This window comes from Nocardia pseudovaccinii (assembly GCF_050942345.1).
GTDB classification, from domain to species: Bacteria; Actinomycetota; Actinomycetes; order Mycobacteriales; family Mycobacteriaceae; genus Nocardia; species Nocardia pseudovaccinii.
In genome coordinates, this window is the sequence record NZ_CP192074.1 from 2,838,066 (window position 1) to 2,862,040 (window position 23,975).

Annotated in this window: 21 protein-coding genes; 17 read left to right on the forward strand and 4 right to left on the reverse strand. The window is 66.9% G+C overall.

Annotated elements, in window-relative coordinates:
• Positions 1-4: 4 nt before the first annotated feature.
• Together ACQPZ2_RS12895 and ACQPZ2_RS12900 are read left to right on the forward strand one after the other, a co-directional pair.
• Entirely contained in the window at positions 5-1,024 is a 1,020-nt protein-coding gene (locus tag ACQPZ2_RS12895) for a DHH family phosphoesterase (RefSeq protein ID WP_433525741.1), read from the forward strand.
• Positions 1,021-2,382: an MATE family efflux transporter gene (locus tag ACQPZ2_RS12900; protein WP_433525742.1), complete on the forward strand. Its 1,362-nt coding sequence runs from the start codon at positions 1,021-1,023 to the stop codon at positions 2,380-2,382. Before ACQPZ2_RS12895 ends, ACQPZ2_RS12900 begins: the two co-directional genes overlap by 4 nt.
• A 258-nt stretch (positions 2,383-2,640) precedes the next feature.
• Here ACQPZ2_RS12900 and ACQPZ2_RS12905 read toward each other — a convergent pair whose 3' ends face one another.
• On the reverse strand, positions 2,641-3,459 hold the full coding sequence (locus tag ACQPZ2_RS12905; RefSeq protein ID WP_433525743.1) for a hypothetical protein: 819 nt from the start codon (positions 3,457-3,459) through the stop codon (positions 2,641-2,643).
• Between the two features lie 111 nt (positions 3,460-3,570).
• Here ACQPZ2_RS12905 and ACQPZ2_RS12910 point away from each other — a divergent pair, with 111 nt between their 5' ends.
• The 7 genes from ACQPZ2_RS12910 (at position 3,571) to truB (ending at position 12,389) form a co-directional block, all read left to right on the forward strand.
• Positions 3,571-5,385: an Hsp70 family protein gene (locus ACQPZ2_RS12910; RefSeq protein WP_433527408.1), complete on the forward strand. Its 1,815-nt coding sequence runs from the start codon at positions 3,571-3,573 to the stop codon at positions 5,383-5,385.
• 9 nt (positions 5,386-5,394) lie between these two features.
• Entirely contained in the window at positions 5,395-7,485 is a 2,091-nt protein-coding gene (locus ACQPZ2_RS12915; protein WP_433527409.1) for an Ig-like domain repeat protein, read from the forward strand.
• A gap of 255 nt (positions 7,486-7,740) precedes the next feature.
• Positions 7,741-8,745: a permease gene (locus ACQPZ2_RS12920; protein WP_433525744.1), complete on the forward strand. Its 1,005-nt coding sequence runs from the start codon at positions 7,741-7,743 to the stop codon at positions 8,743-8,745.
• Positions 8,742-9,740 (forward strand): TIGR03943 family putative permease subunit, encoded by a 999-nt coding sequence (locus ACQPZ2_RS12925; RefSeq protein ID WP_433525745.1) that lies wholly within the window; start codon positions 8,742-8,744, stop codon positions 9,738-9,740. Before ACQPZ2_RS12920 ends, ACQPZ2_RS12925 begins: the two co-directional genes overlap by 4 nt.
• 80 nt (positions 9,741-9,820) lie before the next feature.
• On the forward strand, positions 9,821-10,777 hold the full coding sequence (locus tag ACQPZ2_RS12930) for a metallophosphoesterase family protein (RefSeq protein ID WP_433527410.1): 957 nt from the start codon (positions 9,821-9,823) through the stop codon (positions 10,775-10,777).
• Between the two features lie 35 nt (positions 10,778-10,812).
• Entirely contained in the window at positions 10,813-11,484 is a 672-nt protein-coding gene (gene npt, locus ACQPZ2_RS12935) for a 4'-phosphopantetheinyl transferase Npt (RefSeq protein WP_433525746.1), read from the forward strand.
• Entirely contained in the window at positions 11,484-12,389 is a 906-nt protein-coding gene (gene truB, locus ACQPZ2_RS12940; protein WP_433525747.1) for a tRNA pseudouridine(55) synthase TruB, read from the forward strand. Before npt ends, truB begins: the two co-directional genes overlap by 1 nt.
• Here truB and ACQPZ2_RS12945 read toward each other — a convergent pair.
• Positions 12,361-12,963 (reverse strand): TetR/AcrR family transcriptional regulator, encoded by a 603-nt coding sequence (locus ACQPZ2_RS12945; RefSeq protein WP_433525748.1) that lies wholly within the window; start codon positions 12,961-12,963, stop codon positions 12,361-12,363. The two genes, truB and ACQPZ2_RS12945, sit on opposite strands and share 29 nt — an antisense overlap.
• 85 nt (positions 12,964-13,048) lie before the next feature.
• Between ACQPZ2_RS12945 and ACQPZ2_RS12950 the strand changes: the two genes are divergently transcribed.
• Together ACQPZ2_RS12950 and ACQPZ2_RS12955 are read left to right on the forward strand one after the other, a co-directional pair.
• The gene (locus tag ACQPZ2_RS12950; protein WP_433525749.1) at positions 13,049-13,462 is read left to right on the forward strand and encodes a DUF4345 domain-containing protein; all 414 of its coding nucleotides are present in this window, start codon (positions 13,049-13,051) and stop codon (positions 13,460-13,462) included.
• Positions 13,463-13,548: 86 nt separating this feature from the next.
• Positions 13,549-13,956, forward strand: a complete 408-nt coding sequence (locus ACQPZ2_RS12955; protein WP_433525750.1) for an EF-hand domain-containing protein — start codon at positions 13,549-13,551, stop codon at positions 13,954-13,956.
• 159 nt (positions 13,957-14,115) lie between these two features.
• Here ACQPZ2_RS12955 and ACQPZ2_RS12960 read toward each other — a convergent pair whose 3' ends face one another.
• Positions 14,116-14,892 carry a metal-dependent transcriptional regulator gene (locus ACQPZ2_RS12960; protein WP_433525751.1) on the reverse strand — a complete coding sequence of 259 codons (777 nt, stop codon included), beginning with the start codon at positions 14,890-14,892 and terminating at the stop codon, positions 14,116-14,118.
• A 149-nt stretch (positions 14,893-15,041) separates the two neighbouring features.
• Here ACQPZ2_RS12960 and ACQPZ2_RS12965 point away from each other — a divergent pair, with 149 nt between their 5' ends.
• The 5 genes from ACQPZ2_RS12965 to ACQPZ2_RS12985 all read left to right on the forward strand — a co-directional run bounded on the left by ACQPZ2_RS12965 (position 15,042) and on the right by ACQPZ2_RS12985 (position 22,164).
• Entirely contained in the window at positions 15,042-16,010 is a 969-nt protein-coding gene (locus ACQPZ2_RS12965; RefSeq protein WP_084509053.1) for a bifunctional riboflavin kinase/FAD synthetase, read from the forward strand.
• Between the two features lie 127 nt (positions 16,011-16,137).
• Positions 16,138-16,407 (forward strand): 30S ribosomal protein S15, encoded by a 270-nt coding sequence (gene rpsO, locus ACQPZ2_RS12970; protein WP_063044519.1) that lies wholly within the window; start codon positions 16,138-16,140, stop codon positions 16,405-16,407.
• A 532-nt stretch (positions 16,408-16,939) separates the two neighbouring features.
• Positions 16,940-19,213: a polyribonucleotide nucleotidyltransferase gene (locus ACQPZ2_RS12975; RefSeq protein ID WP_433525752.1), complete on the forward strand. Its 2,274-nt coding sequence runs from the start codon at positions 16,940-16,942 to the stop codon at positions 19,211-19,213.
• An 80-nt stretch (positions 19,214-19,293) separates the two neighbouring features.
• Entirely contained in the window at positions 19,294-20,604 is a 1,311-nt protein-coding gene (locus tag ACQPZ2_RS12980; protein WP_433525753.1) for a M16 family metallopeptidase, read from the forward strand.
• A gap of 21 nt (positions 20,605-20,625) precedes the next feature.
• Positions 20,626-22,164 (forward strand): tetratricopeptide repeat protein, encoded by a 1,539-nt coding sequence (locus tag ACQPZ2_RS12985; RefSeq protein WP_433525754.1) that lies wholly within the window; start codon positions 20,626-20,628, stop codon positions 22,162-22,164.
• Position 22,165: 1 nt separating this feature from the next.
• Here the strand turns inward: ACQPZ2_RS12985 and ACQPZ2_RS12990 are convergent, their stop codons facing one another.
• Positions 22,166-22,495, reverse strand: a complete 330-nt coding sequence (locus tag ACQPZ2_RS12990) for an ArsR/SmtB family transcription factor (RefSeq protein WP_433525755.1) — start codon at positions 22,493-22,495, stop codon at positions 22,166-22,168.
• A 79-nt stretch (positions 22,496-22,574) separates the two neighbouring features.
• Here ACQPZ2_RS12990 and ACQPZ2_RS12995 point away from each other — a divergent pair, with 79 nt between their 5' ends.
• Positions 22,575-23,810 (forward strand): MFS transporter, encoded by a 1,236-nt coding sequence (locus ACQPZ2_RS12995; protein WP_433527411.1) that lies wholly within the window; start codon positions 22,575-22,577, stop codon positions 23,808-23,810.
• Positions 23,811-23,975: the final 165 nt, after the last annotated feature.

Consider the following 23,975-nt stretch of genomic DNA (forward strand, 5'->3'; position numbering starts at 1 on the left):
GACGATGCCCGTCGACCCGGGTAGGGGGGTCGCTGTCGATGCGGTCGATTTCGGACCGGCCCTTGCCGCATTGAACGCGGCGCGTTCGGTCACCGTCCTGTGTCATGTGCAGCCCGATGCCGACACCATCGGCAGCGGGCTCGCTTTGGCATTGGTGTTGCATCGGCGCGGTGTCCCGGTGTGGGTATCGTTCGCCGAGCCCGCCGAACTGCCCGCAACGATGCGGACGCTGCCCGGTGTGCAGCACCTGGTGCCGCCCGCCGATGTACCCGCCGAGGTTGATCTGCTGGTTTCCGTGGATTGCGGCAGTGCCGGTCGGCTGGGTGCGCTCGCCGATCGATTGGCCGGGGCCCGAACGACTGTGGTGTTCGATCATCACCGCTCCAACACCCGGTTCGGGACGATCAATGTGATCGATGCGAGTGCGGAATCGACGACGAGTCTGATCGCGCGGCTGCTCGATTCCTGGCAGGAGCCGATCGATGCCGAAGTGGCACATTGCCTTTACGCCGGATTGGTCACCGATACCGGATCCTTCCGCTGGGTGCGCCCCGGTACCCATCACCTGGCCGAGCGGCTACTGGCCACCGGCATCGACGGTGCCGAAATCACGCGCTCGCTGATGGATACGCATCCGTTCGGCTGGTTGCCGATGCTGTCGCGGGTGCTCGGCTCGGCTCGGCTGGAGCCGCAGGCCGGTGGTGGGACCGGACTGGTGTACGCCATTGTGCGGCGCGAGGATGTCGATGGTGTGCGCTCGGAAGAGGTGGAGAGTGTGGTCGATATCGTCCGTACCACCTCCGAGGCCGGGGTTGCCGCGGTGTTCAAGGAATCGCGCACGATTCCGGATCGGTGGACGGTGTCGCTGCGGTCGCGCGACAGTGCGCCGGGGGCGCAGGATGGTGTCGATGTGGCCACTGTCGCAACGTCTTTGGGCGGCGGGGGCCATCGGTTCGCGGCCGGATACACCACTCATGGCACGTCCGAATCGGTCGTCGCGGCGCTGTTGGCCGAACTCGGGTGAGTTCGGAAGTCGGCGGGGTCGCGTCGAATCCGATCGGCGCGGTGGGGCCGCGACGGATTCTCGGGCTCGCCTTGCCGACCTTGGGTGTGCTGGTGGCCGAGCCCATCTATCTGCTCTTCGACCTGGCGGTGGTGGGGCGGCTGGGGGCGTTGGCATTGGCCGGGCTTGCGGTCGGCGGATTGATTCTGGCGCAGGTCAGTTCGCAGCTGACGTTCCTGTCGTATGGGACCACGGCGCGGGCGGCGCGGCGGCATGGGGCGGGGGATGAGCGCGGTGCGATCGGGGAAGGGGTGCAGGCGACCTGGGTCGCCGTGATCGTCGGGATGCTGGTTCTTGTCGTGGGGCAGGCGATTGCGATTCCGCTGACGAATGTGATCGCGGGTGGTGGGGATATCGCGGGGGAGGCGTTGGTCTGGGTGCGGATCGCGTTGTTCGGAGTGCCGCTGATTCTGATCGCGATGGCGGGTAACGGGTGGTTGCGCGGGGTGCAGGAGACGCGCAGGCCACTGTTGTTCGTCGTTGCGGGACTGCTGGTTTCGGGCGTGCTGTGCCCGACGCTGGTGCACGGGTTGCTGGGTGCGCCGCGGCTGGAGTTGGCGGGTTCGGCGGTCGCGAATGCGGCGGGCCAGTCCGTGACGGCCGGGCTGTTCCTGACCGCGCTGGTGCGCGCGCGTATTCCGCTGGCGCCGAACTGGTCGGTGATGCGGGCACAGCTGGTACTCGGTCGTGATCTGATCGCCCGCAGTCTCGCATTCCAAGCCAGCTTCGTGTCGGCGGCGGCCGTCGCCTCCCGATTCGGGGCGGCATCGGTGGCCGCACACCAACTGGTCCTGCAGCTCTGGAATTTCCTTGCCCTGACCCTGGATTCGCTCGCCATCGCCGCGCAAACCCTGATCGGTGCGGCACTCGGCGCGGGCAACGCCACCGGAGCGCGCGGTCTGGCGCGCCGCATCACCCGCTGGTCGGGTGGATTCGCGCTGGTCCTTGCGGCGGCCTTCGCGGCAGGCGCGACCGTCATCCCCGAACTTTTCACCGACGACCCGGCCGTCCTCGACCGCACCCACGTCGCCTGGTGGTTCTTCGTCGCCATCATCCCGATCGCAGGCATCGTCTTCGCCCTGGACGGCGTCCTGCTCGGCGCGGGCGACGCCGCCTACCTCCGCAACACCACCCTCGGCGCCGCCCTCCTCGGCTTTCTCCCCGCCATCTGGCTCTCCCTCATCTTCAACTGGGGCATAGCGGGCATCTGGACCGGCCTCGTAGCCTTCATGCTCCTACGTCTCGTCGCCGTAGTCTGGCGCGCAGAATCCGGCAGCTGGGCACAAATCGGTGCCGAGGTCCCGCGTGTGAGTGCCTAGCCCGGTGCGCGGCGCACGGGTTGCATTCCACGCATGTTTTGCCGAGTGAACGTGCCCGGCGGCTGGCGGGTTGCAGTGGTGTCAGCGGTTGACCACTCCTGCTCGGCGAACCTGTTTGCGGCGGCAACGGGTCGTCGGTGATGTCGGCGGACAACTCACCTGCCGGGTGAGTTCGTGCGCGGTGGATGGCGCGTCGTCAGCGGTGTCGGCGGGCGACGACCCTGCCGGACGAACTTGTTTGCGGCAGGTGGCGGGTTGTCAGTGGTGTCGGCGGACGACCACTCCTGCCGGACGCACCGAGCGGCCGGAGACCGTCAGCCCGGCTCGGACGACCGATTCAACTGTGCGGTCCAATGCGGGATCGTCTGTCTTCGCGACATCCGCCGCTTCCATGGTGAGTGAATCGAAGGCGTCATCGGTGCGCGGGGTGACCAGTGTGCCGCCCCGGCCGACGATCAGGCGTTCGATGCGGGTGGCGACAGCTTCGAATGCTGTTCGCTCGCGCGGGGATTCGGCGGTGTCGGCGCAGGCGGTGGTGTCGGTGTGGAGGGCGAAGAGTTCCAGGACGAGCGGGAGGTCGGCGCCTGCGCGGTCGCGCCGGTCGCGGGCCTTGGCCTCGTCGGCCAAGCGGTCGATGGTGGTGGCTTGGCGGGCGACTACTCGGGTGAGGTCTTCGATACGTTCCGCCAAGTGGGCGAGCGAGTCGGTGGATTCGAGCTGTGGTGTGTGGGAGTTGACAGGGAAGCCGGTCTGCGGCGCGTTCAGGGCCTCGACCTGTGGCGTAAGGGGATCGGCGGTGTGATCGGCCCGTGGTGCGTGGTCGGTGGAAGTCTCGGCCTGCGCTGCGGGTGGGTTGGTGAGGTGACCAGACGGTGGTGTCGCCGGGGTGGTCTCGGCCCACGGAGTGCGGGATTTGGCGGGGTGACCAGTCTGCGGTGGGGTTGAGGCGGTGAGGTTTTCGGGCGGTGGCGCGAGAGGACTGCTGGGGTGACTGACCTGTGCTGTGGTCGGGGCCTCTACCTGCGGCGCGGCGGGTGCGGTGGGGTCCTCGGGGTGCGGCGCGGCGGGGTCGGTCATGTTCGCACTTTAACGCGAGTTCGCCGGGGTGCGGCGATTGTTTTGGGCGGCATCGGGATCCACTATTGGGAACTGGGCTGGTGTCGGATGTGGCTGCTACCATCGCGTCTCATGGGGGTCTACGGCATCGACCTTGGTACGACGAATTCGGCGATCGCGCGGATAGACGCCGATGGTCGGCCCGAAGTCATGATCGGTTTGAACGGCGAGGCGACAGTGCCTTCGGTCGTTTTGTTCGCGTCGGCATTCGATCACCTGGTGGGCGAGGGTGCGCGGCGGCAGGCCAGGCTCGATCCGGAGCATGTGTGCGCGCTGGTGAAGCGGCGGATGGGCGATACGGATTGGCGTTTCGCCGCGCACGGGCAAACCTGGTCCGCGCCAGCGGTTTCGGCGCTGATCCTGAAAAGCCTTGCCGCGGATGCCGAGTTCAGCGGTGGCGAACCGGTGAAGCGCGCGGTCATCACCGTGCCCGCCTACTTCGGTGACGAGGAGCGGCGCGCGACCATCCAGGCGGGCACGTATGCGGGCTTCGATGTGGCGGGCGTTCTCTCCGAGCCGATCGCCGCGGCATTGTCCTACGGTTTCGGCAGACTCGACGGCAGCCCCGTGGTGCGAGCGACGGGCCCGGAGGCGGTAGCGCCCGGACAGGCACAGTCGGCCGAAGGGCGCCCGTTGAGGGTGGCGGTGGGTGACGGGCGGGCTCACGCAGGGGGCCGGGAGCACCGCGAATCGAACACCGACGTCGGCATGCCGGGCCCGCGCGAGACGGTTCTCGTCTACGACCTCGGCGGCGGCACGTTCGACGCCACGGTCATCGAACTCGCCGACCGCCGCATTTCGGTGCTCGCGGTCGAGGGTGATCACCAACTCGGCGGCGCCGACTGGGATGAGCGCATCGCGCTGTACCTTTCGCAGAAGTTCTGCGAGGCGAATCCGGATGCCGAAGACCCGCTGGACGATTCGGCGGGTTCGCAGATGCTGGTGCTGGCCGCCGAACGCGCCAAGTGCGAGTTGACCGATGCCGAGCGCACCGATGTGGTGATCGCGCACGACGGCGCCCGCGCGGTGATCCCGCTGACGCGCGCCGAAGTCGACGCGATGACCGCCTCGCTCATGCGCCGCACCATCGACCTGACCCGCGACTGCCTGACCGCGGCGAGCAAGCGCGGCGTCGCATCCGTCGACCGTCTGCTGCTCGTCGGGGGCTCTTCGCGCATGCCGATGGTCGAGCGCGAACTGCTCGAGGAACTCGGCCTCGCCGGTGAACTGCGCGATCCCGACCTTTCGGTGGCGCGCGGCGCGGCGCTCTACGGCGAGAAGCTGGAAATGGAACGTCTCGTTCGCGCCGACCTCACCACGCGCGGCCGACTGCGCGACGGCGCGAATATCGCGGACGCCGCACCGGCCGATCTGGACCAGTCGATCGCCCGCGTCGCCGCCTCCTTCGGACAACCGGTCGGACTGGTGCGCCGGATGCTCGAAATCCAGGTCGATACCGTTGTTTCGCGCGGATTCGGTGTGCTCGCGCTCGACTATCAGTACGGGCTGGCGGCGACCTGGTTGGTGCATCGCAATTCGACGCTGCCGGTGAAGGTGCGTCGTTCCTTCGGCACCGTGCGGGCCGATCAGGACGAAATCGCGCTGACCATCGTGGAACAGCAGGGCCAGGCGGCATCGGCGCGCCCCGAGGATACGAAGGTGCTGGTGGAGGGGCGCATTCGCGGCATCCCCGCGGGCTATCCCGAGGGCAGCGAGGTACGGGTGACCTTCGAGATGGGCTTCGACGGCGTCCTGCGCGTCACCTGCCATCACGTCGATGCCGACATTCCGTTGGTTCTGACCGCGCAGACCGGTGCGACCCTGTCGCAAGCGGATGTGGCGCGCGAACTCGATCAGGTCCAGCGCACCCGCCGCCGCGACAGCTGAGCCGTGACCATGCAGGCGTTCGATCCGAACGACTACCGCAAGCGGGTGCTCGCCGACGTCGAGCGCCGCGGCGGGCTCGAGGAGTCGGATCCGTTCGAGCTCTACGACATTCCGCTGGAGGAGGCGGAGTCGCTGAGCGATGCCGAGATCGCCGCCCGGGTGGCGGAGGTCTGGGGTTTCTGGCAACGCCAGCGCGACCATCCGAAATACCGGGTGCTGGTGGGGCTGCTGGTCGACGCGCATCCGAAGCTGTCTCGCGTACTGCTGGATTCGGCGGTCCGCCGGGCAGAAGCGGCGCGGATCCGGGAGACGCGCGAGCGCCGGGATGCGGACCGCTACGAGATGCTCGACGCGGCGATCTCGCGATTGGTCCAGCGTCACGGCGGGGTTCCGGCAGGGAAGGTTCCCGGGCTGGAGGAGATCGGCGCGATGGGCGGGCTCAGTTCCGCCGAGGTCGCGACTCGTTTGCGCAGGCATCGCGTTGTGGAGGATGCTCCCGCGCCCGCCGGTGTGCTCACCGACCAACGCAGACAACAGATTCGGCAGTTGCTCAGCGAATGGGAACGGCTGATCGACGGTGAACCGACGCCGACGTTGTTCGCGCTGCTCCGGGTGGATCCGGCGAAGGCCGGTCAGACCCAGGAGATTCGACTGCGCGCCGAGGCATTGCGCGCGCGGTCCCGGGAGCTGCCGCCCGGTCGCATCCGAGTTGTGTTGGACGAGTTGCTGATTCACATCCATGATGTGCTCGAATCGGGTGAGGCGGCGCTGCGGGAGTATCTGCGGACGGTGGCCGAGGATGTCGCCAAGGAATTGCGGCCGAAGGTCAGGGCGGCGGTGCTGGTCGAGGACGAACTGGTCGGCGACGACTTCCAGTATCTGCTCGACGAGGCGATGCGGTTGGGTCTCGATCGGGCCGATGCAACCCGCGTGCTCACCGATATTGCGGCGGAACTCGGTGCGCGAGTAGGGAATTCGGCACCTACCGCGCCACCGCGACCCATATCGCAACCGCCTGCGCCCAGACTCTGGGAAGCACCGCTCAAGGCCGCCAGGGCGGCGCTACGCGGGGGTCGCCCACAGGAAGCCGCACGGCATGTCGAGGAGGCGCGCCGACTGGTCGGGCCCGACGGGGACGGGCTCACTCCGATCCGTTCGGTAGCCGATGAGGTCGAACGGGTGCTGAACGAGGCACAGGCGCACTGGCGTGATGCCACGGTCGCGTGTGCGGCAAAGCGGTATGTCGAGGCGTTGCCCCATCTGGACCAGGTGCGCCGCACCGCATCCGATCTGCTGCCGCCGAATCAGGTGCCGAGTATCGACCAGTTGCTCGCCGAGGCCCGAGCGGCCGTTGCCGAGGCGGACCGGCTCGTCGCCGAGGCCCAAGCGGGATCGGCCGATGCCAGGATGCGCGGGTTGCTCGCCGCGGTCGAGGTATGCGCCGATCACGCCGGTGCGGCCGCCGCGCTCGCGGAGTCGCCGATCGAGGCTCCGCAGCGCGTCGAGGCCACCCGATTGGCGAATGGGTCGGTGCTCGTGGTGTGGTCGCCGACCGCGACGGATAGCGTCGCCTACCGGGTGACCAGGTTGCAGCCGGACGGATCGTGGCGCGTGGTCGGCCGCACACAGGCGACCGAACTCGAGGACGGTGGCGCACCCGCCGTCGGCCAGCCGGTGTACGCGGTGGCCGCCGCTGTCGCGGGCAGATACTCCGAGATCACCCGATCCGATACCGGCCAGGTCGCGAAACCGCAAGACAGACAGGAACAACCGCGGGACGATCCGTCGCCGAATGGTATTCCGACCGTGACCGGACTGGACGAACAGGCGGGGCTACTGGTCTTCACCTGGCCCATCGGCGTCACCGAAGTCATGGCCGTTGTGCGACCCGACCAACCGCCGAGCACCCCGGACGACCCCGAGGCCCGCTCCTGGAAGGTCACCAATATGCGCTACGAAATCGACGGTGGTGTCCGGATACCGCCTGATATCCCGCGACCATGTCACATCGCTATCGCATCCTGCCGCCGCGAACTGAATGGAAAGCTCACTGTCGCTGCGGGTTTCGCACCGACGGCGCGGATCCGCTGGCTCGGATAGCCGAGACCGGTCCGCGTGCCGTCGATCCCGAGATACAGACTATCCGCGGCCGGAGCGTCGGCACCTCGATAACGCTGCGGGCGCCCGCGCCGTCCTTTGGTGTGTGGATTCTCGATTCGCATCCGGACCCTGCGCGAGATTGTGAGCGGGCGTGCCAGGTTGCGCGCCAACCGGCTCGCCGCGAAATGGGCGGCGCAATGCGGGGTGATCCGCCCGCAAGCGGGATTTCGGGACAGCACAAGGCAGGATGGGAACGTGCTCGCACAGAACGCTGTGAATTCGGTACGGACGCGAGTGTCCTCGACATATGCGCTCGCCGCGCTGATCGCCCTCGGCCTGGTTCTGCAGGCACCGCTGGTGCGTGCGGTGGGTGCGTCCGCGCGATTGCAGACCGCGGTGACGATCTTCGTGGGTGTCTTCGTGCAGGCGGTGCCGTTTCTGGCGCTCGGGGTGTTGGTGAGCGGTGGTATCGCGGCCTTCGTCTCGCCTGCGGTGCTGCGAAAGATATTGCCGCGCAACGAACCTGCCGCGATCGGCGTCGCCGGGTTGGCCGGGATGGCGCTGCCCGGCTGTGAATGCGGTGTCGTGCCGGTGGCGCGACGACTGACCGATCAGGGTGCGCCCGGATCGGTGGCCTTGGCCTTCATGCTGTCGGCCCCCGCGATCAACCCGGTGGTGTTGATCGCCACGGCGGTGGCGTTTCCCGGCGAGCCGGGAATGGTGGCGGCGCGGTTCACCGGCTCACTGGCGACCGCAGTGGTGATGGGGCTGATCTGGTCGCGAATCGGACGCCCGGCTTGGCTGCTGCCACGTGGCACCGGACGTGACCACTGTGTGACGGGGCGAACCCGGTGGGAGGTCTTCACCGAGGCCGCGCGCCACGATCTCTTGCAGGCCAGCGCATTTCTGGTACTCGGCGCCGCGGCCGCCGCCGCGTTGCATGTACTGGTTCCGCCCACCTGGTACGAGCGGTTGGCCGGGCAAATGGTGGTCGCGATCCTGATCATGGCGGTGCTGGCGATCGTGCTCGCGCTGTGTTCGGAGGCCGATGCATTCGTCGCGGCGAGCATGTCGACGCTGCCCCTGCTGCCGCGGCTGGTATTCCTGGTCGTCGGCCCCGCCGTCGACGTGAAGCTCTTCGCCATGCAGGCAGGCAGCTTCGGCCGCCGCTTCGCAATGCGCTTCGCCCCCATGACCTTCGCCGTCGCCGTGGCCTGCGGCACGATCGCCGGATACATCTTCCTGGGAGGTGCCCGATGAAACGAGAAACACAAAACCTCCTGTTGCTCCTCATCGGCAGCGCAGTGCTCTGGACAACTCTCGACGGCAACTACCTACGCTATGTAAAACCGAGCCTTTACCCCTTCCTGCTGATCAGCAGCATCGGCTTCATCCTGCTCGCCCTGGTAGCAATCTTCCGAGATATTCGCCGCAGCACCGCATCCGACGAACACGCCAACGTGCACGGCCACAGTGACCGGCACGGCCACATGAACACGAGCAGCCCCAGCGACAAGCACGGCGGCGACGATGTGCTGGGCCATGCCAGCGTGCACGGTCGCAGCGACATACTCGGCCAGGCGAATTCGCACGGCGACGGTGACATGCTCGAGGGAGCATTCGGCGGCGAGGACGCACTGAGCCACGCCAACGCACGGAGCCACGACGATGCATTCGGGCACGGCGCTGCGCAGGGTGACCATGAGCACGGTTCTGGCCGCGCGCAATGGTTGTTGCTCGCCCCCGTCGCTGCCCTCCTGCTCATCGCACCTCCCGCACTGGGCGCGGGCGCGGCGGTAACCAGTTCGCCCGTCCAGGTCGTCCCGCGCGACATCGCCGCGGAGCAGCCGAAGCTCTGGGCCTTTCCGCCGCTGCCGGCTGAGCAGGCGCCGCGTTTGCCGATTGTGGACCTGGTGGATCGGGCGTTTCAGGACTCCAGTCACTCGCTGGACGGTCGTGAGGTCACGATCAGTGGGTTCATTATTCGGCCCAAGGATCTCGAGCAGCAGCATCCGGATACGCCCGATGCGGATCTCGCGCGAGTGGTCATCACCTGCTGTGTCGCTGATGCCCGGTATGTACTCGTGCACCTGTCGGGGATGCCGGAGGTGATCGAGGACGATGCCTGGCTCGAGGTCAGGGGTGTCGTCGAAACCGGTAGTGCTCAGCGGGATCCGGATCACACGCCCACTCTTGTCGTCACCGGCTACCAGCGGATCGAGGCTCCGGACCGGCCCTACGAACGCGGCCGTTAGCGGGCGCACACGCACTGGTGTCGCCCATGATCATCGAGCCGAACGGCGGTAACTCCCGCGGATATGCCAATGTAGGTGTGGTGATACCCAAGTTGATGGCGGTGAGCGACATTCACGTCGGGCACCAGGGGAATCGTCCGGTCGTCGAGCAGATTCGGGCGGATTCGCCCGAGGACTGGCTCATCGTGGCCGGGGACGTCGGGGAGAAGTCCGACGATATTCGCTGGGCACTGGAGCTGCTGCGCGGCCGCTTCGCCAAGGTGATCTGGGTGCCGGGCAACCACGAATTGTGGACCACGGCGAAGGATCCGGTGCAGATGCACGGTGTCGCCCGCTACGACTACCTGGTGTCGATCTGCCGGGACCTCGATGTCATCACACCGGAGGATCCGTTCCCGGTCTGGACCGGCGCGGGGTCCGAACAGTACGGCGGTCAGGTGACGCTGGTTCCGATGTTCGTGCTGTACGACTACTCGTTCCTGCCGAAGGGCACGAAGACGAAGGCCGAGGGCCTTGCCCTGGCCCGGGAACGCAATGTGGTGGCCACCGACGAATTCCTGTTGTCGCCGGATCCGTACCTGACCCGTGATGCCTGGTGTCACGCCCGAGTACAGGTCACCAAGCGGAAACTGGACGCGCTGCCACCCGAGACGCCGATCGTGATGATCAACCACTTCCCGCTGGTCCGCCAGCCCACCGAGGTGCTGTGGTACCCGGAATTCGCGCTCTGGTGCGGCACCGATCTGACCGCCGACTGGCACACCAGCTACAACGTGGTCTGCTCGGTCTACGGCCACCTGCACATCCCGCGCACCTCCTACTACGACGGCGTGCGCTTCGAAGAGGTGTCGCTCGGCTACCCGCGCGAATGGCAGCGTCGCGGACTGCCCGACCAGTTGCTGCGCCAAATCCTCCCTACCCCGGATTACCCGCCGGGTTCGCTGAACAAATGGGGCGGCCACTTCAAGGTCACCCCCGAGATGGAGGCCGCCGCAGCCGAGATGCGCGCAAAAGCCGAGCGTCGCCGCGGCGTTTGAGGCGGGTACCTGGTCCTCGACTAGGCTCGACCGCGATGATCGAGAAAATTCTTCCCGCTGGCGTGGCTTCGGCAGAGCTCCTGGACTATCCCGAGGATCTGCAGCCGCATCCGGCCGAGGCGCACCTCATCGAGAAGTCGGTGGAGAAGCGTCGCCGGGACTTCATCGGTGCTCGGCACTGTGCCCGGCTGGCGCTGGTGGAACTGGGTGAGACTCCGGTCGCGATCGGCAAGGGCGAGCGGGGTGCGCCGGTGTGGCCGCGCGGCATCGTCGGCAGCCTGACGCACTGTGACGGCTACCGGGCGGCGGCCTTGGGCCACAAACTGCGGTTCCGCTCGATCGGCATCGACGCCGAACCGCACGGCACACTCCCCGAGGGCGTGCTGGATTCGGTGAGCCTGCCCCCCGAGCGGGACTGGTTGGCGCGGGTCGACGGTTCCGGTCTGCACCTGGACCGCTTGCTTTTCTGTGCGAAGGAGGCCACCTACAAGGCGTGGTGGCCATTGACCGCGCGCTGGCTCGGCTTCGAGGACGCCCACATCACCTTCACCATCGATGAGAGCTCCGACGGCGCGGGTTCGGGTACCTTCCACAGCCAGATCCTGGTGCCGGGACAGGTCACCGACGGTGGCGCGCCGTTGATTGCCTTCGACGGCCGCTGGATGATCGGCGACGGACTCATCCTGACCGCGATCGTGCACGACTGATGGCCGACGCCCGGATCGACGCACTCGGCGGTCTGCTCATCGTCGACAAGGACGGCGGCTGGACCAGCCACGACGTCGTCGCGAAATGTCGAAAACTATTGCGCACCAAGAAGATCGGCCATGCCGGGACGCTCGATCCGATGGCCACCGGCGTGCTGGTGCTCGGCGTCGAGCGCGCCACCAAACTGCTCGGCCTGCTCACACTGACCACCAAGGCCTACACCGCGACCATTCGTCTCGGCCAGGCCACCACCACCGACGATGCCGAGGGTGAAGTGCTCTCGACCGCGTCTGCGACCCATCTCACCGATGCCGAAATCGCCACGCAGACTGCGAAACTGACCGGTGATATCGAGCAGGTGCCTGCCACGGTCAGCGCCATCAAGGTGAACGGCGAACGCGCCTATGCCCGGCACCGGGCCGGTGAAGACGTGCAGCTCGCCGCTCGCACGGTCACCGTCTCGCACTTCGATATCCTTGCTCGCCGTGATATTTCGGACTTCGTCGATCTGGATGTGGTCGTCGAATGTTCGTCCGGCACCTACATTCGCGCCTTGGCACGCGATCTGGGCGCCGCACTCGGGGTCGGCGGCCATCTGACCGCCTTGCGCCGCACCAGGGTCGGTCCGTTCACCCTCGAACACGCCAGAACCCTTGATCAATTGGCCGAATCCGAGGACGCGCCGTTGAGTCTGGATATCGACGACGCCATCCGAACCGCGTTCCCGCACCGCGATATCGATGACAAGCAGGCCGACGATCTGCGCAACGGCCGCTGGCTCGAGCCGGTCGGCATATCCGGTGTCTATGCAGCCGTCGACCCGTTCGGCCGTGCGATCGCGCTATTGCGGGAGAGCGGTAAGCGCGCGGCCTCGGTCATGGTCGTGCGTCCGTCGAATCTTTAACCGCGCCGAGCGGTTCCAGCGCGCCGAGCAGCGCGCCGACGCAGATATCGCGGAGTTCGCCGCGGGTGCAGGTGCGGTTTTCCAGCCAGTCGACCGATAGCACCCGGACGAAGGTCAGCCAGCCCATCAGCACCGATGAGGTGAGCTCGCGGATTTGGCCTTCGACGCCCATGATGTCGAGCAGACGCACCCGGAGTTCGCCGAGTTCGCCCGAGATGATCGCCTGGATGGTCGGATCGCCCGAGAGCAGGCGGTTGGCGGCCACCACCGTATTGGCGTTGGCCTCGAAATAGTCGAAGTGCTCGTCGAGTCCGGCCGCGAGCTGTTCGGGCAGCGGGGTTTCGGTGTCGAGTTTCGTGGCGACCAGCAGGCGATCGGCGGCCAGCTGATAGACGCCCGCGAAGAGGTCGCGTTTGGTCGGGAAGTGGCGGTAGAGCAGGGCGCGCGAAACATCGGCCGCCGCGGCGACATCCTCCATCAGCACCGCGTCGTAGGCGCGCTCGGCGAACAGTTTCGCGCCCGCGTCCAGCAGTAGGCGGCGGCGTTCACCGGGGGCGAGGCGGCGGCGGGTCACCCTGCAAGCTTAGTTGACGTATGTCTACTAAGCGTCGTAGGGTCGAGCTTAGTAGACATACGTCTACTAGCGAAAGGAGGAATTCATGACCTCGGCACTCAAATGGCTGTCGATGGCGATGGGCGTTGTCATCGTCGGGATCGGCATATTCCACATGGCCGCCGGAATCGACGGCATCCCCGATATGGGCTCCTCCGGCGTCACCGCCGACAGTCAGACTCGCTTCTTCGGTGGCATCTTCCTCGGCTACGGCCTCGCCTGGATCTGGGCAGCCCGCCAAAATCCGATCTCCGTGCCCGCGGTGCGCTGGCTCGCCGGAATCTTCCTACTGAGCGGCGTCGCCCGCTTGATCTCGGTCGCCGTCTACGGCTGGCCGCACTGGTTCCAAATCGTCCTCACCGCAATAGAATTCGCCCTCCCCCCGATCTTCTTCCGGCTAGCCGCCACCCACGAAAAGCGCACTGTCCTCGCCACCGCCCGCGTGCCCGCCGCTGGCTGACCGGTGCGTCAACTGGGCCAGCGATCCGTACAGTGGGCGCAGTAGACAGTGCGACGAAGGCAGTTGGGGCGATGAGTGGACAACCGGTGGACACGTTCGAGCTCTGGGACCGGGACGGCGACGGTCTGGTGTCCGTCGAGGACATAATCACCGGAATCCGTTCGCTCGGACTGGAAGTCGATGACGAGGCCGTCGAACGGATGGTCGCCGCCGCCGATACCAATGGCGACTTCCTGGTCTCCCGAGCCGAATTCGATGCCGCACTGATCGGCGGCCGTATCGAGGTCACCGATGCCGATGCGGCCTTCACGGTCTTCGATATCAATGGCGACGGCAAGATCTCGGTCGAAGAACTCGAATCCCTGATCCGCCACGTCGGCGCCGGGCTGATCGACGAGCCCGCCGAATCACTGCTTGCGGCGGCGGATACCGACGGGGACGGCTACCTGTCGCCGTCGGAATTCCGTGCGCTGCTGAACTTCCTGTCGCGCTGACCGATTCGACGCGGCGAAATTTCTACGGGGCTTGACCTGTGGTAACTCCAGGGCCCAACGATGCGATAGGTGGGTATCGGAGTTTGTTCTTGCCGCGGACGCGGTGGCCGCGGCGGCGTGCGGTGGTGACAACGAATCGTCACCACTGGCACGCGATCGTCAGTCGCTGAGCCAGATGGCTTCGGCCGCAGGGCGGCCGAGATCGATGGTGCGGTCCCCGATGCGAATCGCGATGGTGCCCGCGAAGTCGCGGCGTTCCACCACGACGATCGGCGTATCGAGCGCGATACCGACCGAATCGAAGTAGCGCAGCATATCCGGATCGGCATCGGAAATCCGTGCGACATGGCCGGATTCGTTCGCGCGGAAGTCGCTGAGCTGGCGGGCGGGCGGCGTCGGCACCGCACCGTCCACCGAGGGAATGGGATCGCCGTGCGGATCCCGGTCCGGATAGCCGAGTTTCGCGTCGATGCGCGCCATCAGCAGCTCCGAGACCGCGTGCTCGAGCACCTCGGCCTCGTCGTGCACCTCATCCCAGCCGTAGCCGAGTTCGTTGACCAGGAATGTCTCGATCAGCCGATGCCGGCGCACCATGGCGACCGCCGCGCGACGCCCGTGTTCGGTGAGGGTGATGGATCCGTACCGGGCGTGTTCGACAAGGCCTTGATCGGCGAGCTTGCGTACCGCCTCGGAGACGGTGGAGGCCGAGACGCCGATCCGTTCGGCGAGCAGTTTCGTCGATACCTTTTCCTGCGACCACTCCTGAGCGGTCCAGATCACTTTCAAATAGTCCTGGGCGACCGAGGTGAGCTCCGGCGCAATCGTCGCGGTGCTGCCGTGGGGGCCTGTGGTCTCGGTCGGCTGCGCTGCGGTGTCGGCCAGCTCGCGTCGGGTTGCGATGTCTCGTTTACCGGGCACATCTTCGAGCTTATGCATTGGGCTCCCGATTCACACATTCAGACACTTGAACACTCCTCACCCGGCTGAACCCGCAATTCACCCCATGTACACACGGGACTCGGGCCGGAGTGCGGATCGACACCTCCGAATACTGTTCGCCCCTCGTTTTGCGTAGGCTGCGGATTGTGCAGAGATGGCGGAGCCTCGATGACGTACCCGCGGACTGGGGGCGGTGCGTGCTCACGATCGGCGTATTCGACGGTGTGCATCGCGGCCACGCGCAGCTGATCAGCAGGGCCGTGAAGTCCGCTGCCGCGCGGGGTGTTCCGGCGGTGTTGATGACCTTCGACCCGCACCCGATGGAAGTGGTGCGCCCCGGCTCGCATCCGGCGCAGTTGACCACGCTGACCCGGCGCGCGGAATTGGCCGAGGAACTCGGCGTCGACGTGTTCTGCGTCATGCCCTTCACCCAAGAATTCATGAAGCTGACGCCGGGGCGCTACGTCCACGATCTGCTGGTCGAGCGGCTACATGTGACCGAGGTCGTGGTCGGTGACAACTTCACCTTCGGCAAGAAGGCCGCGGGCACCATCGAGACCATGCGTGAGCTGGGTGAGCGCTTCGGCTTCGAGGTCGACGGCGTGAAACTGCTCGGCGAGCACGCGGTCACCTTCTCCTCCACCTATATCCGCGCCTGCGTCGACGCGGGAGATATGGCCGCGGCCGCCGAGGCGCTCGGCCGTCCGCATCGGGTCGAGGGCGTGGTCGTGCACGGCGACGGCCGCGGCCGTGAGCTCGGCTTCCCGACCGCGAATATCGCACCGCCCATGTACGCCGCGATTCCGGCCGACGGCGTCTACGCGGGCTGGTTCACCGTGCTCGGTCCCGGCCCGACCATCGGCACCGTGACGCCGGGGCAGCGCGCGATGGCCGCGATTTCGATCGGCACCAACCCCACCTTCTCCGGGCGCGCCCGCACCGTCGAGGCCTATGTGCTCGACAGTGAGGCCGACCTGTACGGCCAGCACGTCGCGGTGGATTTCGTCGAGCATCTGCGCGGTATGCGCAAATTCGATTCCATCGACGAACTCCTCGAGGCCATGGCCCGCGACGTCGAGAACTCCCGCAAGGTCCTCACCGCCGCCGACTCCTGACCGGATTCGGTTCGGCGCGGGGGTGTCGGGTAAGGTGGCTCCTCGGGTTTGCTGCGGTCCGCGGTGGCGCCCGGCCGGGTAACCGGAATCCTCGAGCGCGGAACTGAGAAATAGGAGTGGATGCCCCATGGCGCTGACCACCGAGCAGAAGTCGGCCATTCTCGCCGAGTACGGCGTGCACGAGAAGGACACCGGTTCCCCGGAGGCGCAGATCGCGCTGCTGTCCAAGCGGATCGCCGACATCACCGAGCACCTGAAGAAGCACAAGCACGACCACCACACCCGCCACGGCCTGATGGCGCTGATCGGTCGTCGCAAGCGCCTGTCGAAGTACCTCGCCGACAAGGACATCCAGCGCTACCGTTCGCTGATCGAGCGCCTGGGTCTGCGGAGGTAATTTTTTGCCGCGCCTGCGGCGCGGCGTGTTCGCGGCCCCCTTCTGTCTCGCGGCCGAGCCGTCGAGACTCGCGCCTACGGCGCATGCGCTTCGACGACTCGGCCGCGAGACGGGCCGCGAACGTCGCTCGTAAGACTCGCTCTGTGGTGGTCGGGTCGGGAACGGACGGTCTCGACACGCTGACTACCGGAGGCGGTCGATCAGGTGGCCAACGGGGAGAAGTACAATCTCCCCGTTGGCTATATGTGTATGAGGGGTATTTACTCCCCGTTTGCACGACAACATTGCACAGCCGTATGCACCCGCCCGCGTGGCGTCGGTCTTCGGTAGTGGCCTCCCGGCAGGCGAGCAGTCGCCGGCGGGCTTCGATCGATGACCGCCTCCGCGTCGCCGTTTCCAAGGGGATTCGGCCGGGTGTGCGCGTCGCAGCCAGGAGGGTTGCCGCGCGTCCGTATCCGGTACGGCTGACGAGAGCTGGATCGCGCCCACCCGGCGCTCGATCCAGCGAAGACGAGAGGTTGAGAGCAGAAAAATGTCTGAAACAACTACATCTTCGGCCATCGAGGTCGAACCCGGTGTGTTCGAATCCGTCGCGCTGATCGATAACGGCACCTACGGAACCCGCACCGTCCGCTTCGAGACCGGCCGTCTGGCCCGCCAGGCCGCCGGTTCGGTCGTCGCCTACCTGGACGACGAGACCATGCTGCTTTCCGCGACCACCGCGGGCAAGCACCCCAAGGATCAGTTCGACTTCTTCCCGCTGACGGTCGATGTCGAAGAGCGCATGTACGCCGCAGGGCGCATCCCGGGGTCGTTCTTCCGTCGTGAGGGCCGCCCCTCCACCGACGCGATCCTGACCTGCCGCCTGATCGATCGTCCGCTGCGTCCGTCCTTCGTGGACGGTCTGCGCAACGAGATCCAGGTCGTGGTCACCGTGCTGAGCCTGGACCCGAACGACCTGTACGACGTCGTGGCCATCAACGCCGCCTCCGCGTCCACCCAGATCTCGGGCCTGCCGTTCTCCGGCCCGGTCGGCGGCGTGCGCGTCGCGCTGATCGACGGCCAGTGGGTCGCGTTCCCGACGGTCGAGCAGCTCGAGGGCGCGGTCTTCGACATGGTCGTCGCGGGTCGCGTTGTCGAATCCGGTGACGTGGCCATCATGATGGTCGAGGCCGAGGCCACCGAGAAGGTCATCGCACTGGTCGAGGGCGGCGCGCAGGCGCCGACCGAGGCCGTGGTGGCGCAGGGTCTCGAGGCCGCCAAACCGTTCATCGCCCGCCTGTGCAAGGCGCAGCAGGATCTGGCGTCGCTGGCTGCCAAGCCGACCGAGGAGTTCCCGCTCTTCCCGCCGTACGAGGCCGATGTCTACGAGGCCGTCGAGGGCACCGCCAAGCGCGAGCTGGGCGAGGCGCTGAGCATCGCCGACAAGCAGGAGCGCGAGGCGAAGATCGACGAGATCAAGCTCGCCGTGCTGGACCGGCTGGCCGACGACTTCAGCGGTCGCGAGAAGGAACTGGGCGCGGCATTCCGCTCGGTCACCAAGAAGCTGGTGCGCCAGCGCATCCTGTCCGACGGCTTCCGCATCGACGGTCGCGGTCTGGCCGATATCCGTGCCCTGTCCGCCGAGGTCGCCGTGATCCCGCGCGCCCACGGCTCGGCGCTGTTCGAGCGTGGCGAGACCCAGATCATGGGCGTCACCACCCTCGACATGGTGAAGATGGCCCAGCAGGTCGACTCGCTCGGCCCGGAGACCTCCAAGCGCTACATGCACCACTACAACTTCCCGCCGTTCTCCACCGGTGAGACCGGTCGCGTCGGTTCGCCGAAGCGTCGCGAGATCGGCCACGGCGCGCTGGCCGAGCGGGCGCTCATCCCGGTTCTCCCGAGCCAGGAGGAGTTCCCCTACGCCATCCGTCAGGTCTCGGAAGCGTTGGGCTCCAACGGTTCCACCTCGATGGGTTCGGTCTGCGCCTCGACCCTGTCGCTGCTGAACGCTGGTGTGCCGCTGAAGGCGCCGGTCGCCGGTATCGCCATGGGCCTGGTGTCGGACACCATCAAGAACGACAAGGGCGAGGACGAGGTCCGCTACGTCGCGCTGACCGACATCCTCGGCGCCGAGGATGCCTTCGGCGACATGGATTTCAAGGTCGCGGGCACCCCGGACTTCGTCACCGCGCTGCAGCTGGACACCAAGCTGGACGGCATCCCCTCGCAGGTGCTGGCCGGTGCGCTGAGCCAGGCGCACGATGCCCGCACCACCATCCTGGAGGTCATGGCCGAGGCCATCACCACCCCGGACGAGATGAGCCCCTACGCTCCGCGCGTCACCGCGATCAAGATCCCGGTCGACAAGATCGGTGAGGTCATCGGCCCGAAGGGCAAGGTGATCAACCAGATCACCGAGGAGACCGGCGCCAATATCTCCATCGAGGACGACGGCACGGTCTACGTCGGTGCGACCAACGGCCCGGCGGCGCAGGCGGCGATCGACCAGATCAACGCCATCGCCAACCCGCAGCTGCCGAAGGTCGGCGAGCGCTTCCTCGGCACGGTCGTCAAGACCACCGCCTTCGGCGCGTTCGTCTCGCTGCTGCCCGGTCGCGACGGCCTGGTGCACATCTCCAAGCTGGGCAACGGCAAGCGCGTGGCCAAGGTCGAGGACGTGGTGAACGTCGGCGACAAGCTGCGCGTGGAGATCGCCGATATCGACAACCGCGGCAAGATTTCGCTGGTGCCGGTCGACGAGAGCGCCGACGAGCCGGAGGCCGCCGAATCCGTTGATGCGGGCCAGGCGGAGACCGAGTAGTACTTGTCTCTGTGACGAAGAAGAAGACGACAACCCCTCTGCTCCGCGGCGAGCAGGGGGGTTCGTCTCTGGAGCTGCGGATGGACCAGATGCGGGGCACCGATGCGGGGGTACGGCGCACCGTACTACCCGGCGGGCTGCGCGTGGTCACCGAACATGTGCCCGGCGTGCGTTCGGCGTCGATCGGGGTTTGGGTGGGGGTCGGCTCGCGCGACGAGGGACCGACCGTCGCGGGTGCCGCGCATTTCCTGGAACACCTGCTGTTCAAGGCGACTCCGACGCGTTCGGCGCTGGATATCGCACAGGCGATGGACGCGGTCGGCGGCGAGCTCAACGCGTTCACCGCGAAGGAGCAGACCTGCTACTACGCCCATGTCCTCGACGAGGATCTGCCGCTGGCCGTCGATATGGTCTCCGATGTGGTGCTCAACGGCCTGTGCCGGGCCGAGGACGTGGACGTCGAGCGGCAGGTGGTGCTCGAGGAGATCGCCATGCGCGACGACGATCCGGAGGATCTGGTCGGCGACGCCTTCCTGTCCGCGCTCTTCGGTGATCATCCGATCGGGCGGCCGGTGATCGGCTCCGTCGAAACCATCGAGGCGATGAATGCCGCGCAGTTGCGCGGGTTCCATCTGCGGCGCTACCGGCCGGATCGGATGGTCGTCGCGGTCGCGGGCAATGTGGAGCACGACCACACCGTGGAATTGGTGCAGCGCGCATTCGCGCCCCGGCTCGACCCGACCGCCGAGCCGGCCCGCCGTCGCGAGGGCCGCTTCCGGCCGCACAGCGCACCTGAGCTGCACTGGTGCCATCGCGACAGCGAACAGGCGCATCTGGCTTTCGGCGTGCGCGCCTTCGGGCGGCACGAGGGGGAGCGGCGCTGGCCGCTGTCGGTGCTCAATACCGTGGTCGGTGGTGGCCTGAGTTCGCGACTGTTCCAACGCATTCGGGAGGAACGCGGACTGGCGTACTCGGTGTATTCCAGCGTCGACACCTTCGCCGATACCGGCGCGTTCTCGGTGTACATCGGCTGTCAGCCGGAAAACCTCGGCAAGGTGGCGACATTGGCGCGCGGGGTGTTGGAAGAGATCGCGGCCAATGGCATCACCGACGCGGAATGCGCGCGCGCCAAGGGTTCGTTGCGTGGCGGACTTGTGCTCGGCCTGGAGGATTCGGCATCGCGGATGAACCGGATCGGGCGCAGCGAACTGAGTTACGGCAACCACCGCAGCGTCTCGGAGACGTTGACGCGCATCGATGCGGTGACCACAGATGAGGTTTCCGCGATCGCCCGTACCCTGCTGGCGCGACCGTTCGCGGCCTCGGTGGCCGGACCGTACCGGCGCACCCGGGACTTGCCCGCCGCGGTGCGGCGATTGGTCGAGGACTGAGGTAGATCAACAAGGTGGCCGGTGCGATTCGCTCCGGCCACCGATCCGATCGGGGTGGATATGACGGGATCGGCGCTGGGGCGTGCCGAGGTGGCGGTCGAACTCGGACGGCTCGACGAGGCGCGCCGGATCATCGGCGAGGCATTGGTCGAGCAACCGGACGATCCGGTGTTGCTGGAACGCATGGCCGACATCGCCTATCGACTCGATCGGACCGACGAGGCGCTGCGCTATGCGACCGCGGCGATCGCCGCCGATCCGGCGCGCATCGACGCGTACCTGACCGCGGCCCTGGCCTACGACGCCTACACCATGCGTGACGAAGCGCTACGGCACGCCCGCATGGCGACTCGGTTGGCACCCGACAATGTCGCCGCCCTGCTGGTGCTTGCGCGAGTCGTCGCCGATGCGGCGACCTCCGATAAACCACGAGCCGAAGCCCGCGATGCTCTCGAACGGGCTATCCAACTCGCCCCCGCACATGCGGGCACACATGCTCACGCGGCGGAAACCTATCGGCGACTACATGATTCGGATGCGGCCCGACGCCACGTCGAGGCCGGTCTCGCCGAGGACCCGGCGCACGCCGAACTGCTGCAGACCCGCGCGCGGCTGGACTTCGAGAACATCGCGACCAGGGATAAGGCGGTCGCGACGCTGCGTGGACTGCTCGGCTCGAATCCGGGCAATGCGGGCGCACGTCGGCTGCTCGCCGAAATCATGTGGCGGGCGCTGATCCGGCTGGCCGCCTGGGTGTGGTTCTTCGCGGCCGCCGTGGTTGCCCTATCGATGTGGATTCCCACGGGTGGCATGCGGGTGCTGACACCGGCGCTGTTCGTGGGTGTCCTCGGTGCGTGGTTCGGCGTGTTCCGGAAACTGAGTAGTCGGCTGCCGCCGGGATATATGCGTAAGCGGCTGATAGGGCGTCCGGAAGCGTTGTCGGCGTTGGTGATCGGGCTGCTCTCGAGTCTCGTCGCCGATCTCGGTGCGCTGGTATTGCGATCGGATTGGTCGGCCGAGGATGTGCGCGGCGGGTACATCGTGGTGCTGGTCGGGGTGGTGGGCGCCGCGCTGGCGCATCTGCTGCTGTTCGGGGCGTGGGTCGTGCGGCGCGATGGTGAGTCGGATCGCAGTGCGGGGGAGGAGTTCGCGCTGTTGATCGTGATCGTCGTGATCGTTGGGGGGCTGCTATTCGTCGGAATGCTTGCCGCGCTGCGGCATTGGGCTCGTCAGCCCGCGGCGTTCGGGGTGTTCGTCGCCATCGTGGGCATTGTGGTTGTGACGTTGCTGCTCGAGATTCTGCTGGTGCAGGCACTGGAGTACCGGTGGCGGATGTTCGACGCGTACGTCGGGGGCGTGCTGTTGGTCGCCGCGTTGATGGCGCTCGCGATTTGGTGGGGTTTGCACCAGACCGCGACGCAGACCTTCCACAGCGATGAGCGGACTCCGGTGCCGACCGCTCCGAAATCACCTCCGCCCGTTCCGACCTTCCACTTCACACCGCCGCCCGTTCCGACGTTCCATTTCACGCCGCCGGTGCTGCCGACGCCCACGGGTTGACTCAGTCGCTGTGGGCGCGGTTCGCCGCCTCGACGATCGAGGGCAGCAATCCGGGCAGGGCATTGTCGAGGTCCTCGGAGCGCAGGCGCTGGCAGGTCTGCCCGTCGATAATCAGTCGCTCGATGACACCGGCTTCGCGCAGAATCTTGAAGTGATGGGTGGCGGTCGACTTGTTGATCACTTCATAGAGCGCGCCGCAACGCACCGCGGCACCCGCATTGCTCAGCCTTCGCACCATCTCCAGCCGCACCGGATCCTGCAGGGCGCCGAGCACGGCGGGTAACGAGGCGACCGGTGGCGCCTCGGTGGCCGATTCCTTAGTTTCGGTCATGATCTACCTCACAGTGGTTTGATGGTTATCGTACCGGCTGTATCGTCTATTGAAGTTCGATCATCATCAAACTTACCTGATCGGGGTTCCGATGGCAGCGACAATGACGGTGGCGGCCGACCAGCAGACCTCTCAGCGCTGGGCCTATGCGCTGATTCTGGCGGCGAGCGGGGTGGCGCTCGGCGTCTCCGGGGTGCCGGCGCCGCTGTACGGCATGTACCAGAAGGAATGGCATTTCACGCCGCTCACGACGACGTTTGTCTTCGCGGTGTACGCATTCGCGGCGCTGGCCGCGGTGTTGGTCTCCGGTCGCATCTCCGATGTGGTCGGTCGCAAGCCGGTGCTGCTCGGCGCATTCGCCACCATGATCATCGGGCTGGTGGTGTTCCTGTTGGCCGACAATGTGGCGATGCTGTTGGTCGCGCGGGCGCTGCACGGGCTGGCGGTCGGCTCGACGGTGGTCGCCGGTGCCGCGGCACTGCTGGATCTGCGGCCGAAGAACGGTGCGCGGTCCGGTCAGCTCAGTGGTGTTGCCTTCAATGTCGGTATGGCTGTGGCGATTCTGGGCTCGGCATTGCTGGCGCAGTACGCCCCACATCCGCTGCGCATGCCGTATGTCGTCATCACGGTGGTGTGCCTGCTCATCGGCGTCGGTGTCATCGCGTTGCGGGAACCGCACACCGCTCGGATCGCCAGCCGCATCACGATCGCGAAACCAGCGGTGCCGCAGGAGATTCGCGGTGACTTCTGGTTCTCCGCGCTGGGTGTGATGGCGGCCTGGTCGGTGCTGGGCGTGCTGCTGTCGCTGTATCCGTCGCTCGCCTCGGCGGAGACCGGCATCCACAATCTGGTCTTCGGTGGCGCGGTCGTCGCGTCGACCGCGGTGGCCGGTGCCACCGCTCAGCTCTTCGCGACCGGAATTCCGGCGCGGCGCGCGGCAATCGGGGGCGATACCGGTATGGCGGTGGCGCTGGTGCTCACCGTGCCCGCATTGCACACCGGCAACTGGGGTGTGGTGCTGCTGGCCGGAGTATTGCTCGGCGCGACCTTCGGACTCGGCTTCGGCGGTTCGCTACGGCATCTGTCCGAGGTTGTGCCGCAACACAAGCGCGGCGAGACCATGTCGGCGTACTACTTGCTTGCGTACACCGCCATGGCGCTGCCGACCATCCTCGCCGGCTGGGCGGCCACCGAATGGGGTCTGAGCGAGGTGTTCCCTTGGTTCGTCGGTGCGGTCGCCTCCGCGTGCCTGGTGGCGGCGGGGCTCGGACTGCGCCGGAATCAGAAAGCGAAAACGCAAGGGGCGCAGGGGTAGCCGATCCTGTGCGGTGGTCGAAGAGTGACTACCCGGCTACCTGGATATGGGCTGGTGCTGTGCCCCTTCAGGGCGGTGGGCAAGGCCCACGGGGGAGGGCCAAGGCCTGAGCGTGCCCAAGAACAGGCGATCCTGTCCCTCGAGGACTTGCTCTACCACCGATAA